This is a genomic window from Kitasatospora sp. NPDC001309, from assembly GCF_042896295.1.
Taxonomy (GTDB): domain Bacteria; phylum Actinomycetota; class Actinomycetes; order Streptomycetales; family Streptomycetaceae; genus Kitasatospora.
Map to the genome: position 1 here is coordinate 55,117 of NZ_JBIAXC010000006.1, position 16,644 is coordinate 71,760.

The window sequence follows — 16,644 nt, forward strand, 5'->3', positions numbered from 1 at the left end:
ATGTGACGGAGAAGCGATCGTGGAGAAGTTCGTTCCGAAGTTCCAGGGCGCGCCGTGGCCCGACGGCGCCCACGTCCTGCACGTCTACGCCGTTCCGAACCTGCAGGCCGACCTGCCCCTGGCCCGGCTGGTCAACGAGTGCCGCAGCGCGATGAACCCCTACCCGATCACCCCGATCGGCGACGACACGCTGCACTGCACCATCGAGATGGTCGCCGACACCACCGCCGACAAGATCACCCCGGAGGAACGCGACGACCTTGTCGCCGCCCTGCACACGCACCTGGCCTTCACCGGCCCGCTGGAGGTCACGGCCGGCTCCCCGATCGCCAACCGGGCCGGGGCCTTCCTGGACCTCTCGCCCGACGAGAGGCTGGTCGACCTGCGCGAGCAGGTCCGCGACGCGATCCGCGAGGTCCGCGGGCCCGGCGCGCTGCTCCACGACGGCGGCCGGCACCACATCTCGCTCGGCTATGCCTGGGCCGAGGCGTCCTCCGACGCGCTGCAGACGGCCCTGCGGAGGATCTCGCCCAGCCACGTCACCGTTCGCTTCAGCGCTCTCCACCTGCTCGACGTGAAGTTCCAGCAGGTCCCGCGTCCGGGTGACGAGTTGGCTTGGGAACTGACCTGGGAGCCGGTCGCAACCATCCCGCTAGCTGGCGGCTCCGACGACGCCCAGCCGTCGCAGCCTGCTCGCTGACACCGCGTTCGCCGTCTCGCCCGTCGCACGCACGGCTGGGCGGGGACAACCTTCCAGCAGGCCCCGCATCGCAACCCGTTCCCAGGAGGAAACGCATGTCTGATCCCACCGTCCCCACCCCGGACCTCACCACCGCCAGCCCCGCCGCCATCGACTGGCCAAGCCTTCTCCGGGAGGGAACCGGACCGACCCAGGCCGAGTTCCGGCGGCTCGTCGAGCACACCACGCACTACCACGGCTACAGCCCCGACCTCGTCTGGGGGAACCTGCAGACTCGCGCCTACGCCGAGGAGGTCCTGCGGCTGGTCGTCGACCTGCATGGCATTCCGCGGGACATCGAGGCCGGCGCCGCCGAGCGCGTCGCCCGCGCCCAGTACTTCGGCGTCGGCGGGCGCAGCTTCCACGTCCTGCTCGGTGAGCAGGCGCTGCTCACCGGCATCGGCGGCCCCGAGGTCATGCGCGCCCAGCTCGAACACCTCCTGGAGGCCCTGAAGTTGCCCGGCCTCACCCTCGGCATCATCCCCGCCCGGGCCCGGCTCACCGTCTATCCCGGCGACGGATTCGGGATCTTCGACGGCGCCCGCGTCGAGGTCGAGGGCTACCGAGGGGGCGAGACGATCACCGACGACCGTGTCCAGATCTTCCACCGGGCCTTCGACCGGCTCCACGAGTCCGCCGTGTACGGCGACGACGCCCGGGCCATCATCACCACGGCCCTGCACTCCTCCTGACCTCCGACCGCCGCTTCTACACCCGCGAAGGACCCCGCCGATGTCGACCACCTCCACCGTGCCCGTCGTCCGCACGGGCGAGCGCGCCGGACAGGACAACCGCCCCACCGAGGACCGGATCGTGGTGCTCGACCACGCCCTGGTCGTTCTGGACGGCGTCAGTACCGTCACCGACGAGCAGCCGCGCGGCGGCTGGTACGCCAGCGCCCTCGGTGAGCGGATCGCCAACCTGCTGACCCGCACACCCCGATCCGATCTTCGCGAGGTCCTCACCGCCGCCATCGGCGGCCTCGCCCGCGACCACCACCTGATCCCCGGGCGCTCCCCAGCCGCGACCGTCGCCATCGCCCGCCTCGCCGACCACCAGATCGACGTCGCCGTCCTCGGCGACAGCCCGATCACCGCCATCCACCGCGACGGCACCCTCCTGCAACTCCGGGACGACCGTCTCGCGCACCTCGTCGACGCCCAGCCCCAGGCGGCCCTCTACCGCTCCCGGCTCCGCGCCGGCCACGGCTTCGACCAGCAGCACCGCGAAATCCTGCGCGAACTGCGGGACTTCCAGAACACCCAGGTCAACCGCCCCGGCGGGTACTGGATCGCCGAAGCCGACCCCGACGCTGGCCAGAACGCCTTCGCCGCGACCTGGCCGGCCGAGGGGCTCACCGACCTGCTCCTGGCCACCGATGGCATCACCGAAGCCGTCGACGCCTACCGCCTCCTCACCTGGCCAGAGGTCGCCGCCCTCTCTCGCACAGTCGGGCCGGACGCCGTCATCGACACCATTCGCGACTTCGAAGCCCAGGACCCGGACGCCCGCCACCACCCCCGGTACAAGCCCTCCGACGACGCCGCCCTCGCCCACTGGCTACTCGCCGCCCCGCACCCCGACCGCCCGTGATCCGAGCAAGCCAGAATCGGAAACAGCTATGCAGCCAACCAGGGCAATCGAGGACAACAACGCAACTATGGTGGGGCAGTGACCTGGAACTTCACCACGAGCCACATCGGCCACGACGGCGCCGGCAACCTCACGATGGAGGTCTGCCACCGTCGCGCGGACTACGGCAACCGGTTCGGCGGAGTGTTCTGGCTCGGCACCCCGCCGCTGCCGGACGGAACACGAGAGCTGGACGTGTGCTGCCCGCTGTGCATGGCAGACCGCGGCCTGACCGTCTCCGGGGTCTGGGGCGGCCCCGCCCGGCTGACCTGCGTGTGCGCTCACTCCTGGACGCCCCTGCTGCCCGGCCTCTCGCCCGAGGACCTTCTGCGGAAGCTCGTGCGCCTGGCCCTCACATCAGATCCCGGTCCCGGTATGCCGTTGTGGCGGATGCGAGCCGACCACGACGCCAAGCCTCCCACGCCGCTCCAGCAGGCCGTCTACCCGTACGTCGCCGACGCCTCTCGCGCCCTCAACCGTCGGGAGTGGCAGTTCAACGACCGCGAGTGCTCCGTGGCCTCCGACCTGCTCACGCGGGCCGGCTGCCGCGTGTACTGGAGCCCCGAAGCACTGGAGGCTCTGGCGCAGGAGAGGCGGACAGCCGAGGACCACCTCAAGTGGGTCCGTGAGAACCTCCAGACGCTGGAGGGTCACAGCAGGACAACCCGCGGCCGTCTCGGGCAGTTCCTGTCGGACTGTGCCGCAGCGCTGCGACCGGCCGCCCTACTGACCATGGACGACCTGGAGCCCGGCAATACGTGGTCCCACATGCCGCCCGTGCTCGAGGACGCCCAAGGTGCCCTCGGCAGCGTCCACGTCGTACTGACCGCGGGCGCCACCGGCGACGTCGATTACTGACGCCGGCCACAACCTGCGGCACCACCCCCTGCCCCACGAGGTGTTCGGCCAGTCCTCGGCGGGCCCACCGCCTAGGATCGACGCATGGTCAGCAACGGTGGACGAGGTTGGGAGGACGCCCGGACCAAGGCCCGTGAGTTCCAGCACTTTGATCGCAACGTCCGGGATGCCCTCGCCCTCATCTACTACCTGATCGCGGCTCAGGACGGCGGCGCCATGGACCAGGTCTCCCTGCGGTCCGTCCGCTACCGCCTGGCCGATCCGCAGCGCCTGCACCGAGACCTCACCGAACTGCTGCCCGGCCCAGCACGTGAAGAGGATCGGACCAGGCCGGTCGAGACTGGCCTGGCCGACCTGACACAAGCGCGGCTGCTCGAGCACGCCCAGGACTACGGCCCGTTCACCGGCCCGCCCCCGGTGGAGGGGACGATCTGGAAGCTCTGGCACGCGCTGAACGCCCAGCACGGCGTGCCGCTGGAGGACACCCTGCCGTCCGACATGGTCACCGAGGACGTGTACGGCAGGTACCGGTCGAGCGGGATGACAGTCTTCGAGCACGCCGTAGGCGAGCTGACCAGCCACGTCGACCAGCTTCTCCTACCGGCCAGCGGAGCGTTGAGCCTTCAGGCCCACGTCCAGGTCACCGGAGGCGTCCACGCCGGACGGACCGGCCACCTCCGCGCAGTCACCTGGGGCACCGACGACGAGCAGCGCACCTGCACCGACACCCCCACGGTCTTCCGGGTCGACTTCGACGACCGCCACGAAAGTGCCGACATCGCCCCCGGCGACGTGGAGAAGCTGCCCGACTGGGACCGCCGGTTCGTCGTCGTCCACGCGGGCGAGCCGCTACCCACCGAGTGGGCTGCCGCCGTACTGCTGGCCTCCACCGGTCCCTCGCCCGCCTGGCACAACGAAGCCGTGGAACGCCTTCAGCAGTGGCAGGGCAGCGGACGCATGGTCGTCCTCGTGGCCCAGCCGCGGCACGGCCAGGCGCTGAGCGCCAAGGAAGAGCGGTGGATTGACTCGGCCGCCGCCTGGGCCGACGAGATCATCGCCCTCGAACCTGACGACTGTTCCTCCCCGCCTCGGCTTACGCCCGACCGGCCAGCCGACGCCGTCCACCACTCGGCGCGCCTGACCCTCGTAGCCTCCCCCAAACGCGCGCCGGCCCGCGTGGACGCACTCTCCTGGGCCCGGACCCACCGCGTCGGCGTTGCGCCCACGATCACCGGGGCGGTCGAGGCCGCGCTGAGCCGGATCGGCCGAGGACACCAACGGGCCGCCGGGCGTCGCCAGGTGCCGCTTCTCGTCGCCAACTCCGCAGCGTTTATCGGCTGGTCCGTGGAACAGCTGACGGCCGGCACGGTGTTGGAGGAAGCCCGGGTGGAGTGGGTGTCCCGCGAGGAGGACGCCGGTGAGCCGATCTCCTGGTGGATCCTACGCGCCCGCCTCCGGCACCAGGACGGGTCGCGCAGCGAGGAGACCGTGCTCGCGCACCCTGGCTCGCTGAGCGTGGTCGTCTACCACCCGCGGAAGCCGTGGACGGACACCGAGGTCATCCTCGTCCCCAGCCCCGCTGCCGCACGGGGGAAAACGCGCGAGTTCCTCCGCCTTCCCACCGTCATCAACAACGTGCGCACCGGCGGAGGCAACACCGACCGCGCCTGGTCGTTCCTCGTGGAAGGGCTCAGCCTGTTCCTCGACTCCGATCGCCTGCGCGGGAGCGCGTTCCGCAACGACAGCCACCTCGCCACGGCCCGCCGCAGCGTCGTCCGGGTGGCGTTGACCGATGGGGAGTTCGACGATCTCCAGGACCGACTGGAGCTGAGCCCGGCCGGCGGGCCGGAGGTGCACCGGTTGGCTGACCTCATGGCGAACCCGGTATGCGACTGGGCCACCCTGGGCGCCATCACCACCGCCGTGCAGCCCAACCCGCCGACCGCGTCCCTTGACCCGTGGGCCGCACGCCAGCGGATGCTGCAGTGGCGCGAGGCCGTTCGCCGGGCCACCACCCTCGCCGCTCCCCACCACGAGGGGTCGGACGTTGCCGCGGTCCGGGACGTCATCGCGATGACCCTCTATGCCCTCCACCTGCGCGAACGACAGCCAGTCGCCGAAGTGTCGTGGTGGACCGTGCTGTTCCACCTCCAGGACGACCAGCACGTCATCGACCTGGTGGAGCAAACGCTCCAGGACACCGGCCACGACGTGATCCCACGACTCAGCTTCAGATCGCCCGACCAGAGGAGAGCCGACCCCATCACCCGGCGGTGGGACCGGCTGAACCGCCCCCAGGACCCGCCTGCGGCCGGACCACACGACGGCCCCGCTCGCAGCCCCGATCCCGCGCCCGACGTACAGGGCAGCCACCGCAGCCACCGGCCCGACCCGATCATCAACGCGTGCGTCCCTCGCGCCGCAGCCGCCGTCCACGCAGTCCTGGAGAGCGGTTTCACCGAGCATCAGCGCATCCGCGTCACGGCCGGCCCGTACGAGGGCCGTGCCGGCTTTGCACGACGCCCCGCCTGGAGGCTGGACCGCGAGACCTTGCAGATCGTGGTGCCCCCTGCCGCATACGTCGTCGACCTCGACGGCCTCGACGGCGCGGTGGAGATCGACGCCAGCCAGCTCACTGGCCACACGGACGGGCACACCTGGCCCGGCTCCCCACCTGCCACCCCGAACGACCCGGCTGGCGACCCGACCGCGCGATAGGGTCAGACTTCGGCGTTGGCCCGACCTGGCCCGCCGGACGCCGTTCTCCGGGGTCGTCGGCTCCCAGCAGCTCGGCCGGACATCACGGCGCCACCGAAGGCTACGGGAGGGAAATACGGTGAACGATCTAATGAGCCAGCTGCCCCGTCCGCTTGTTGAGCGGATGGGCCGGATGAGCGGCATGGCGCTGCGCGGCGTCATCGCCCTGGTCGACGAGGAGCCGGACACCTTCGCCGCGCTGGTGGACCGGATCGGCACCTGGGACGACGATCCAGGACGTTCGCCGTATCCAATGCCGCGCTACAAGTTCGCGGTCACCGAGGCGCTACGCGTCGTCAACAACGGCTTCACGGCTATCCAAGAGCACGGCCCCCTCCTCAATGAGGCGGTGGTGGAAGGCGCTCGGCCGCTGATCGAGTCGTTCGCGCCCGCGGAGTTCCGCGACGCCGCCCTGCAGAAGCTGGCGACCTTCCCTCCCGGCAGGGAGCCGATGGACCTCTCCGGCGGCGATGAAGTCGGGCCGGTGGATTACGTCATCGCCGCGGCAGCGGCGGCGTGGATTGCCGGCGGCGCGGGCGGGCGCGTGGCGATGCAGCAGAACCTGCGGCTGGCCTTGTTGAAGGAGGTCCGCCGCGCGGAGAGCGTGGCCACCGGCGCGCCGGAACGCGAACAGGTCAACGACGTCAGCGACGCAGACGCGCTTTCTCTGCTCGCCACCCTGTATGGCGAGGACTATGTCCGGCTGATCCCAGGTCCCCGTGACCGGGGCCCGTGGGAGTGGGACATGCTGGCCGTCCTCAAGGCGCACCTGCTGGAGACCCCTGCCGACGCCACCACCCCCGAACAGGCCCAGGCGCTCAAGGACAAGCTCGTGACCATCCTGCAGGCCGCCGTAGCCACGGTCGAAAAGCCGAAGGCACCCATGGTGCGCCCGGTCGGCAAGCGGGCCCAGCCCAAGCGCCAGCCGAAGAGCAGGCGGAAGGGCAAGTAGCAGCCACCGGCGCAAGACAGTTGACCGCCCCGAATCCAGTGGTGACCCCTGGGGTGGCCGCCAGTCAGTCCGACCCGCTGCACGCCTACGCCGAAGGCGGTCGCGTGTCGCGAGTCCTGTCATGCTGCGCCGGCGGACCTGTACCCGATACCTGGATGTTCCCGATGCCGCGGCTCGTGGTGTCAGGAACGGGCCGAGACGTAGGAATCGCGGATCTCTGCAATCGGAACACGTCCGCTGTTGACCTCGATTTTCCAGAACTGCCAACCACTGCTGGCCTCGGCTCCCGCTGCTGCAGCGGCCGACTCGGGGCTGGCGTACGACCTGACACCGAGGACACCGACCTGAATCCGCCCGTCTGGGAGCAACGTTGCGACAACTTCACCAAGCGCCGCTTCACCGATCAGCTCCACACCAGGGCGCAAGAAGCCCGATTCGATCAAGAGGCTCAGGTTGACGTCGGTGTCGACAATAGGCTGGCCACCCGTTCGCGCATCGTCGTCAACTGCGAGTTCGTCACCGAACTTCTCGGCAATGACGGGCAGGTCCCGAGTAGTGCGAAGCGCAGCAAGGGCAGCACTGCTGTACTCCGACTCGATGGATATCAGCTCACGGATCTTTTCAGCAAATTCCGACAACCCCCGGTTTAGATATTCAGCGTTCCATACGACCGCATCCATGACCTTCTTGCGCCCGTCATCGAGGCCAGGTCGATCGAGGCTGTAGATCCGGATGCTCTCCGCGACACGATCCACGCTCTCGAGTGGCGATCGGGGCTTTCCTCGCCTTGCAGTCCCATCGGTGCTGAATGACAGCAGCTCACAGTCGGCCAAGAGGAAAGGGTCAAGCAGCACCGGCATCTCACGACTGATGTCAAGGTCGGGAGATGCCACCCTCGCCAGCTCGTTTAGCAGCGGGAAGTGATTGTGCTTGGAATTCCGTTTTCCACTTGGGTCGTCGTCTGTAGACGAGTTGCAGAATTCACACGCAAGGCGGAAGTTCAACGGGCTGTAGGCGAGCCAGTAGTACCCGGCGTGAGAGGTGCCGGCAACCTTGCCCTTTGGCCTGAAATGATCAACGGGCAGTCGACTGTGCTTGACTACTCCCTCACAGTACCAGCACTTGCGCCCGCAAAGCTTGACGAGCTGCGGACGTAGCTTGGTCCAGTGCGATTCCTTGTCGAGAATCTTTTTGATCTCGATTACGTCTCCCGCGCAGTCCTCGATTCTCTTCCTGATCTTCGCGGCTTTTTCTTCCCACTGCGTGGTGACGATCAAACCATTGGCGTCAATATGGCGCATACGTCACAGCCCCTCAGTGAGGAGCCGATCGAAGAGCTGGGAAGCTAGAGCGGAGAGCTCTTCAGAGGTCGGAGGATTGTCTCCGTCCGCCCGCATCAAGAGTTCTTTGCGGCGCCGGTCCAGTTCCGCAAGGAATAGCTCAACCGGCTTTTCTCTCCTATACGTTGAGATGCCTAGGGCCTCAAGCTCTTCCCGAAGTTCCCGAAGCCTCTTCCGATCTTCCGAGGTTAGACTAGGCCTCCTAGAGAGTTCGTACTGCTCATCAATCCGCTGCTGAGTGTGTGTATCGAGCTGGCTGGTCAGGCCATATAGTTCCGAGGTTAGAATTCCCCCGACTCCACGGCCGCGGGGATCGTCTGCTGGAGTCTCTGCACGCGTCGCACCACCCTCCGTGCGCCGCAGAATTCTGAGCTGCTCGCGGGGAATGTTGGATACCAGGGCAGGGTCATGCGTAGTGGCGATAAACTGCGACCTCTGCCCGTCTTCCAACATCTCCCGCACGGAGTCGTACCAACGTTGGCTCCATCCCGGATGGAAGTGCGAGGCAGGCTCGTCGAGGAGGAATAGGGACTCCTCTCCCCGTTGAAGGCGGAGCATTCCGAGGATCGTGAGCATTTGCTGCTCGCCTGCGCTCAGATCCTGGGGGCGAATCTGATCGCCATCTCTCGTGATCAGCCTAATATCAGCCGTCAGGATCTCTGCGGCCTGGAGGCGCTCCAGAGTTGCAAACATCGTAATATCCGATGAGAAAAGACTAAGGAAGCTCGCGAGGTCGTCAGGCGTGGCGATGGCGATTCGGAACTCGCGATATTGGCTGGGGATTGAGGCGTCGGGTATAGCGCCGAATCTTCCCATGGTTGCTACTCGGTCAAATAGGACCGGCGCATATCCCTGGAGTCCCCAGTAGGGTTGAGCGATGGCATTCGGCGAGCGCCTGAACCACTTAGGTTGCCGGATAGTCAGGTCAGCCGAAGCGAATCCCTTAACTCCGACATGAGCCTCGGCGTACCGGCGGAATCTCTCCGACCAATCGGGGAGAAGCGCAAGGAAGATCAAGGGAAGCTGTCGCACGTTGCATTGGAACAGCGGCCTCAGACCCGACTGATTGTCCAGGCGATCCACTTCCTGTCTCCGCGCGGCGTCGAGGTCGGCCTCAGCGTGGCGTCTAAATTCCTCATCCCACGCGGACTCACTGATTGCCTGGTATCCGAAGACATGGTCCGGAAGATGGTGATGCCAGTCAGAGCGATGCACCAGCTCTGAGTCTCGGCCAGCGGCCGAGACTCTCATTGTCGGCTGTGATCGCGCTGTCTTTTGGACGACATGGACGGCGAGATCGCCGCGCATGTATCTGACCTCATAGCTGAAACCGGCTGATTTGGTCCGCCAGAGGCTCCCGAAGATCTCTACCAGAGCTTGCAGGACCCTGGACTTGCCGCGCCCGTTTCGCCCGACGAGGACGCTGACGTCACGCGCGTCGCGGAGGTCGAGATGGAAGTCCCGTAGGCCGCGATAGTTCGGAAGTTCCAACTCGACCAACTGCATTGCTCACTCCCCCTATGACCAATAGCCTCGGCTCTCGCCGACGATGGAGACACCCACCGCTATCGCTTCACTCCACGTCCTGCATAGAGGGATCTGCAGGGCGCAGTGCATCAGCGAGGGACATCAGCTCCGCCAGGGCGGATTCAAGCTCCTGGGCGATCTCGTCAGCGATCACATGAGGTTCGAGCTGGTCGTCGTCACTGCTGGCTGACTCATCCTTGACGTCGGCCAAGAGTTGGAGATCCGTCAGCTCGCGCTTCAGCAACTCATCGATGTCGTAGGGCTTGAAGCGCTCAGAGCGCTGCCGTGCCTCGCGGCTCTCTCCCGGACGGTACTTCGAGACGAAGTCGTTCAGGTCTTCCTGCAGGAGGCGCTTCTGCTTCAGCGTGAAGTGCTGGTTGGTCCGGAAGTCGTAGACCCAGAGCTTCTTGGTCTGAGGCTTGCCGTCAGCCCTCGGCGGGAGCTTGTCGAAGAAGAGCACGTTGGCCTTGACGCCGCCGGCGTAGAAGATGCCCGCGGGCAGCCTCAGCAATGTGTGTACATCACACTGCTGGAGGAGGCGCCGGCGCAGGGTCACGCCAGGGCCGCCCTCGAAGAGCACGTTGTCTGGGATGACGACGGCGGCCCGGCCTCCGGTCTGGAGCAGCGTGTAGATGTGCTGGACGAAGTTCAGCTGCTTGTTGGTGGTGGTGACCCAGAAGTCGAGGCGGTGGTAGGCAAGATCCTTGCGCTCGATCTCGTCGTCCTCCCCGACGACCATGATCGAGGACTTCTTCCCGAAGGGAGGGTTGGCCAGGACCAGAGAGGCGTGCCGGGTCGGCGGCTTAGCCAGTGCGTCGCCCACGTCGATCAGCGATTCACCGTTCGGCTGTCCAATGCCGTGCAGTAGCAGGTTCATGGCTGCGAGGCGGGCGGTGCCGTCGACCAATTCGTTCCCGCGAATCGCGCCAGCGCTCAGGCGCTCGCGCTGCTCGGGTGTGAGGCCCCTGTCGTAGTGGTTCTGGATGTACTCGGATGCGCTGAGGAGGAAACCGCCGGTTCCGCAGGCCGGATCGATGATCGTGTCGTCGGGCGTCGGCTGCATGCAGTCCACGATCGCGCGGATCAGGTCGCGCGGTGTGAAGTACTGTCCAGCCCCGGACTTGACGTCCTCGGCACCCTTGGCGAGCAGCGCCTCGTAGGCATCGCCCTTGATGTCGACGCCTGTGCCCGACCAGTTCTCCTTGCCGATGAGTTCCCGGATCAGTCGCTTCAGCTTCGCCGGATCCTGGATGCGGTTCTGTGCCTTCTGGAAGATCCGGCCGAGCGTTCCATCCTTGCGGGCGAGCTGCAGCAGGATCCGCGTGTACGCCTCCTCGAGCTCCCGGCCCTCTGCGTCGAGAAGGATCTGCCACGCATCGATCCCGTCGAGGATGTCGACCGGGTTGAGCCGCCGCGTCTTCTGCTCGTGGGCCATCTTGAGGAAGAGCAGATAGGTCAGTTGCTCAACGTAGTCCGTCACCGAGACGCCGTCATCCCGGAGGACGTTGCAGTAGCTCCAGAGCTTGTTGACGAGAGCGTCGGCCTCCGCCACCCGGGGCGATACAACTGGCGTGGTCACAGCAGGGTCTCCTGAGTTACGTTCTTCGGCGTACGCCTGCTGGCAACGCGCTTAGGGGCTCGGTCCGGTGCCGTCCCAACGTCTGCCCTGGCTTTGTCCAAGAGGACAGACGCCGGCTCGTCGTCCGGATCCTGCGGCACGAGCTTGCCGGAGAGTGCGGTGTGCAGCACTGCCTTGCGCAGGGCTGAAACGCGTTCCAGACCCGCTCGTGCCGAGCTTAGGACCACGTCCGCCATCTTGAGGCGCTCCTCGATCCGGCTCACCAGCTGCTGCTGGACATCCTTCGGCGGGATAGCCACTGGCAGCATCCGGATCTTGCTCAGACTGATGGACGCAAGGTTGACGCTCTGCTTCCCGTTCCTCTCGCACCAGCGCTTACCAAAGCCGTTGGCGTGCCAGGCGAGCAGTTTGGGGTGGAGGATCTCCTGGTCGACGCGCGCGCGGAAGACATGGTTCTGGTGGATGCACTGAGAGATCTGGTCCTCCCAGATCCATCCGCGTCCGAGCTTGTCGCGGTCTCCGCCCTCGTTGAGGAGCACGTCACCGTGCTCCAGGTAGAGCTGCTCTGCCTTCGTCACTGCGACCTTGATGGTGGAGACGTCCGAGAGGTCGAGGTGCCCGCGTTGGACGTTGGCCACACGCAAGTAGGGGACCTCGATGTAGGCCGGGTCGTTCTGCTTCTTCGTGTCCTTGGTGACGCCACCAACGACTGCTGCGATCTCACCGAGCCGGGCCCAGCGCCAGTTCTCCGGGAGGGGAGGCAGTTCACCGTCGTCGATTCCAGCGGGGGCCAGGTGGGCTGCCACCCTCTCTGCCGGCGCGACGCCTCCGGTGGTTGCGAAGTCCGTGATCCTGTCACGCAGCCGGGACATCCGGGCCGCCACTGTGTTCAGGCTGGAAGCCACCGCGTCCAGTTGGGACAGGCGATCCTCCAGCTCTGCGACCAGACGCTGCTGCTCGGCGAGGGGCGGGATGTTGATCGGCCACCGTGCCAGGCGAGATGCCCCGAGGTGGTGGATTCCAACGCCGCGGGCGTCCGCAGCGAAGGCCCGACGAAGGGCCTCATACCGCAAGTAGTGCAGGAGATAGCGGGGTTCGACGCCCCGAGCCCTTACTCGGATCAGAGTGTTCTGCAGGCAGCAGTCCTCGATCTCTTCGTTCCACAGGGCTGGCTTACCAACTTCACCAGCGCTGCCCGACGCCTCGCCCACTACGATGTCGCCGCGGCGCAGGCGATAGGTCTCCGCCTCATCGTCGGTGAAGTGCATGGTCTTCACGTCATCAAGAAGGAGGCCGTGCCAGCCGACGTTGGCTGCACGGAGGTAGGGGCGCATGTTGCTGCCGGAGTGGTTCTTTGGTGATCGTTGCCGGCCGAGGCGCACCTCCGCGAAATCTGCAAGCGGTGCTCGCAGCCAGCCAGGCGGCAGTTCGCTCATGCGGTGAGTTCCTGATCCAGCTCGTCTAGGACTGCCTCGGCGCGATCGTCGCCGAAGACGCGAAGGAATCCGTCAGTGCCTCCACGCTCGGTGAAGGGTACGCGGTCGAGGTCCGCAACATCGAACCGGACACTCGTGGCCATGGTGTCGACAATCCGCTCGAGCCACCAGAGCTCGTCCCGGGTGAACACCACGCCGGCCTGGGCCTGCCGTGCGACCCAGTTAGCGAACCGCTCCTCGACGGTCTCCCTGTACGGCCGTACTTCCGTGTCCAGTCCCAGCTCGAACCGGATCAACGAGACGAGGTCTGGTGGCCCGTGCTTGACACCCGGAGTGCTCACCGCCTTACCCAGTCGCTCATACGCCTGCCAGAGGCGTTCGACAGTCCACTGATGCGGCGGCCTGGCAATTCGCGCCGCCAGGTCGCGGAGCCGCTGATACGCCTCCCTGGCCGGCACCTTCTGGCCCCCGTGGCCAGTCAACGCGACCTGAAGCGCGGCGATCTCATCGCGGTGGTCAGTGACGTACTCGCGCCAACTTGCAACGGTGGCTGGCGCATTCTCGACCGGTTCAGCAGACAGCAGCTGATCCGAGCTGACCTCGTCGTAGACGATGCGCTGATTAGTCCGAATGTAGATCAGCAGGTCTCGTAGCGCCTTGTTCTCGGCCAGCGGCCGAACTGCCGTCTGCACCGCCTCGTGCACGCCCTTTGGGCCCTTGGTACGTCGGACCTCGTCGAGGTGGTCGATGTCGACCGCTTTCATGATCCGTCCGACGATGGCGTCGAGAGGCTCACCGGCGAGGCGGCTGATCTCGCCGTGGTCGTCGGGGGTGAGCGTACGCGCGAGCCGCGACAGTCGAAGCGCCAGTTCTTCGGCCTCGTCCTCACCGATCGTGGCGCCTGCTGTCTTGCTCAGCAGCTTCCGGAGCGCGGTGCGCTTCGCGTCGTCCTTCTCGACGGCCGGGGTCTCCCGCTTGTGGCTTTCCGTGACCCCAATCGCGTCGATGACAATGAACCTCGTCTTCTGCTCAACGTCGGGGGTCACTGCACGCAACTCTGTAGGGTCGATGGTCCGCGATCCACGACCGCGCATCTGCTCGAAGTACGCCCAGCTCTTGACATCGCGCAGGAAAAGGACACATTCGATCGGGCGCACGTCAGTGCCCGTGGCAATCATGTCGACTGTCACCGCTATCCGAAGCTCCGGGGTGTTGCGGAACTCCGATAGCAGTATGTCTGGCTTGGCGACCGAACCAGTGATCTTCTTACAGAAGTCGTTTCCCTTGCCAAATACGTCGCGGACCATTTCCACGACCTCATCCGCATGGGCTTCCCGTCGCGCGAAGATCAGCGTCTTGGGTACCATCCTCTGATCCTCCGGAACTGCCAGCCGCTCGGGAAAGATCACCGGGATGTTATCGCGGAACGTTGTAAGTACGGTGCGCAACTGCCCCGTGCTGATGACGTCAGAGCCCACCTGGTTCGCACCATAAGCGAAGTCTTCGTCCAGCTCCTCATAGCGTCGTTGTCGCGTGCGCCGATCCGCGATCGGCACATGGGTGTCGACGGGGATCACCGACCCTTCCTCCGTGATCTGAGTCCGGATCCGGTAGGTCGTGTAATCCACCGCGACGCCGTCCGCCACAGCCTGCTCATACGTGTACTCGCTGACCAGGCGATGGAAGAAGCCGAACGTCTGCGCGACCGGCGTTGCAGTCAACCCGACCAAGTGCGCGTCAAAGTACTCGATGACGGCGCGCCACTTTCCATAGATGGACCGGTGGCATTCATCGATGATGATCAGGTCAAAGGATTCTGGCGGGAGTTGAGAGCTATAGGCGACAGAAGCAGGCACTCCCGGATCCGCCACCCCCTCTTCCTCTTCAAAAGGCGACACGTCACTGTAGTCATCCGATGGCCCCGGGTCCTCACCCTTCAGAAGCTTTGCCACACGATGAATCGTTGAGATGACGACCTTGGACGATTCCAGCACGGTCGAGCCGGTCAACTGGTCAACATTGTAGAGCTCAGTGAATTTCCTCCCATCATCCGGCGTAGTGTAGTTAGTGAATTCCGCATGCGCCTGCGCACCGAGGTTGTTTCGATCTACCAGGAAGAGAATTCGCTGTGCCTTGACATGCTTGAGAAGCCGATAGGAGGCGGTGACCGCGGCGTAGGTCTTGCCGGCGCCGGTTGCCATCTGGATCAGCGATCTCCGGTCGCCCCTGCGCAATGCCGTCTCTAGGCCGTGAACCGCATCAAACTGTGCGGGACGCAGGCGGCCTGTGACGACTTCCTCGTAGTCGAGCTGCGGCAGTCGCTCTCGGAGTCGGGCTCGATACGTCGGGGCATCTGGGTCCGCGTCTGCCTCCCGCATCCAGCGCGCCAGAGTCTCGGGCCGGTGGAATGAGTACACATCACGGGTTCGGGAGTCCGGGTCGTAGACGTCTCGGAATCGAACAAGTCCACCATCGCTGACATACCGGTAGGGCAGCGGGTTCTTCCAGGCTTGCAGGTCTTGGCTTGCTGTCAGGCCTACGGCATAGCGGTCCGCCTGGCGCTCGGCGACTGCCAGATCGGCGCCCTCGTGCTTGGCCTCGATCACCCCGACGAGCTTGGTGTCCAGGTACAGCAGGTAATCCGCACGCCCCGCAGCAGTCGTGACCTCACGGACGGCAACGCCACGAGCCGCGTAGAGGTTCTGGCTTCCTTGACCGTCCTGTACCGCCCATCCGGCCTTCGCGAGCATGTCGTCAATCCGGTCTCGGACCCGTGCTTCGCTGAGAGGTTCTTGGGATGCCTTCCGCGCGCTGGAGGCGAGGGACTCGCGCTGACGTGCGGACGGCCGCTTCTCCGGCTGCTCCTCATCGAAGGCTTGCTGGAGAAGCGCAGTCTCGTCCGACAGGTCGGCGAGAAGGTCAGACAGCCCGCTCTGGGCCGCCGCCGCCCGGGCCATGTCGGCGGCTGCACTGGCACGAGCCCGCTCCAGGGCTTGCTCGGGCGCCATGTCACGGATGGCATACGTGATACGAGAGGTCTCAAGATCGCGACGAGCTTCGTCGGTCTCCTCACGGATGGCCTGAACTTCAGGGCTCGCGACCTCCCCTGCCAGCAATGCGGGAGGAAGCTGAGGCGGGATGAAGGAAATCTGTTCCCGGTCCCCAGTCAGCAGACGGTGGTACCAAACAGCCAGCCGGAAGCACCGCCGGACCGTTCGCAGGGCCGCCAGCTCCACGGCGAAGTGTGCGGGTACCGCTTCATGACCCGGCCTGCGGAGATCTTCGAACGCCTCTCGGATGGCCTGATCAAGGAAGCCAGCTCGCACCAGAGCATGCAGCCGACCTGCGTGATCATTCCGACGAGGCTTGATGCCAGAACGGCGGATGAGGTCGGTGGCCAGTACTTCGCCGAACTTGCGGGCCTTCAGGAGCGCCCTGTCCGGCTCGTCGAACGCACTCGCCTCAGCGCCGGCACCATAGAGGAGCAGCAACGGTTGGTGCGACAGCAGAAAGCCAAAGTTCGCAGATCGAGCGGCCAGTTCCTGCAAGCGCCAGTCGATACGGCTAGCCGCCTGATTCAAAGGATCCTCCCCGACAATCGCACCGCATCAGACCAGACCGCACAACGCTATCCAATCGGCCATGCCCGCGGCGACGATTGCCGTCCTGGCTTTGTAGACCATCGACAGCCGTCGCTGGACTGCCGCTCCCCGGTAGCTGAGTCGGCTGTCCGCCGCCATGCACGCTCGATGCTCCATTGTCCACCCAATGTCCACCAGAAGCGATCATGAAGCGGTTTCCGCTCACGCTGGCCCTCCGCGAAA

The 16,644-nt window shown here is 65.8% G+C and carries 11 protein-coding genes; 6 read left to right on the forward strand and 5 right to left on the reverse strand.

From position 1 onward, the window contains the following. The first annotated feature begins 19 nt into the window (after positions 1 to 19). The 6 genes from ACFY2K_RS08160 to ACFY2K_RS08185 all read left to right on the forward strand — a co-directional run bounded on the left by ACFY2K_RS08160 (position 20) and on the right by ACFY2K_RS08185 (position 6,938). Positions 20 to 700 (forward strand): hypothetical protein, encoded by a 681-nt coding sequence (locus ACFY2K_RS08160; RefSeq protein WP_387710309.1) that lies wholly within the window; start codon positions 20 to 22, stop codon positions 698 to 700. Between the two features lie 95 nt (positions 701 to 795). Next, positions 796 to 1,431, forward strand: a complete 636-nt coding sequence (locus ACFY2K_RS08165) for a DUF5753 domain-containing protein (RefSeq protein WP_387710311.1) — start codon at positions 796 to 798, stop codon at positions 1,429 to 1,431. Positions 1,432 to 1,471: 40 nt separating this feature from the next. Continuing rightward, positions 1,472 to 2,332, forward strand: a complete 861-nt coding sequence (locus ACFY2K_RS08170; RefSeq protein WP_387710313.1) for a PP2C family serine/threonine-protein phosphatase — start codon at positions 1,472 to 1,474, stop codon at positions 2,330 to 2,332. Between the two features lie 78 nt (positions 2,333 to 2,410). Next, complete coding sequence (locus ACFY2K_RS08175) at positions 2,411 to 3,229, forward strand: hypothetical protein (protein WP_387710315.1); 819 nt, start codon at positions 2,411 to 2,413, stop codon at positions 3,227 to 3,229. A gap of 84 nt (positions 3,230 to 3,313) precedes the next feature. Beyond that, complete coding sequence (locus ACFY2K_RS08180; protein ID WP_387710317.1) at positions 3,314 to 5,947, forward strand: hypothetical protein; 2,634 nt, start codon at positions 3,314 to 3,316, stop codon at positions 5,945 to 5,947. 130 nt (positions 5,948 to 6,077) lie between these two features. Then, positions 6,078 to 6,938: a hypothetical protein gene (locus tag ACFY2K_RS08185; protein WP_387710318.1), complete on the forward strand. Its 861-nt coding sequence runs from the start codon at positions 6,078 to 6,080 to the stop codon at positions 6,936 to 6,938. A 182-nt stretch (positions 6,939 to 7,120) separates the two neighbouring features. Here the strand turns inward: ACFY2K_RS08185 and ACFY2K_RS08190 are convergent, their stop codons facing one another. The 5 genes from ACFY2K_RS08190 to ACFY2K_RS08210 form a co-directional block, all read right to left on the reverse strand. Further along, the gene (locus ACFY2K_RS08190; RefSeq protein WP_387710320.1) at positions 7,121 to 8,239 is read right to left on the reverse strand and encodes a hypothetical protein; all 1,119 of its coding nucleotides are present in this window, start codon (positions 8,237 to 8,239) and stop codon (positions 7,121 to 7,123) included. Between the two features lie 3 nt (positions 8,240 to 8,242). Continuing rightward, on the reverse strand, positions 8,243 to 9,784 hold the full coding sequence (locus ACFY2K_RS08195) for an AAA family ATPase (protein ID WP_387710322.1): 1,542 nt from the start codon (positions 9,782 to 9,784) through the stop codon (positions 8,243 to 8,245). Between the two features lie 67 nt (positions 9,785 to 9,851). After that, entirely contained in the window at positions 9,852 to 11,384 is a 1,533-nt protein-coding gene (locus ACFY2K_RS08200; RefSeq protein WP_387710324.1) for an N-6 DNA methylase, read from the reverse strand. Beyond that, a complete protein-coding gene (locus ACFY2K_RS08205; protein ID WP_387710326.1) occupies positions 11,381 to 12,820 on the reverse strand; it encodes a restriction endonuclease subunit S in 1,440 nt (479 codons plus the stop codon). The genes ACFY2K_RS08200 and ACFY2K_RS08205 overlap by 4 nt, the downstream gene beginning before the upstream one ends. Beyond that, positions 12,817 to 16,368, reverse strand: a complete 3,552-nt coding sequence (locus ACFY2K_RS08210; RefSeq protein WP_387710328.1) for a DEAD/DEAH box helicase family protein — start codon at positions 16,366 to 16,368, stop codon at positions 12,817 to 12,819. The genes ACFY2K_RS08205 and ACFY2K_RS08210 overlap by 4 nt, the downstream gene beginning before the upstream one ends. Between the last annotated feature and the right edge of the window lie 276 nt (positions 16,369 to 16,644).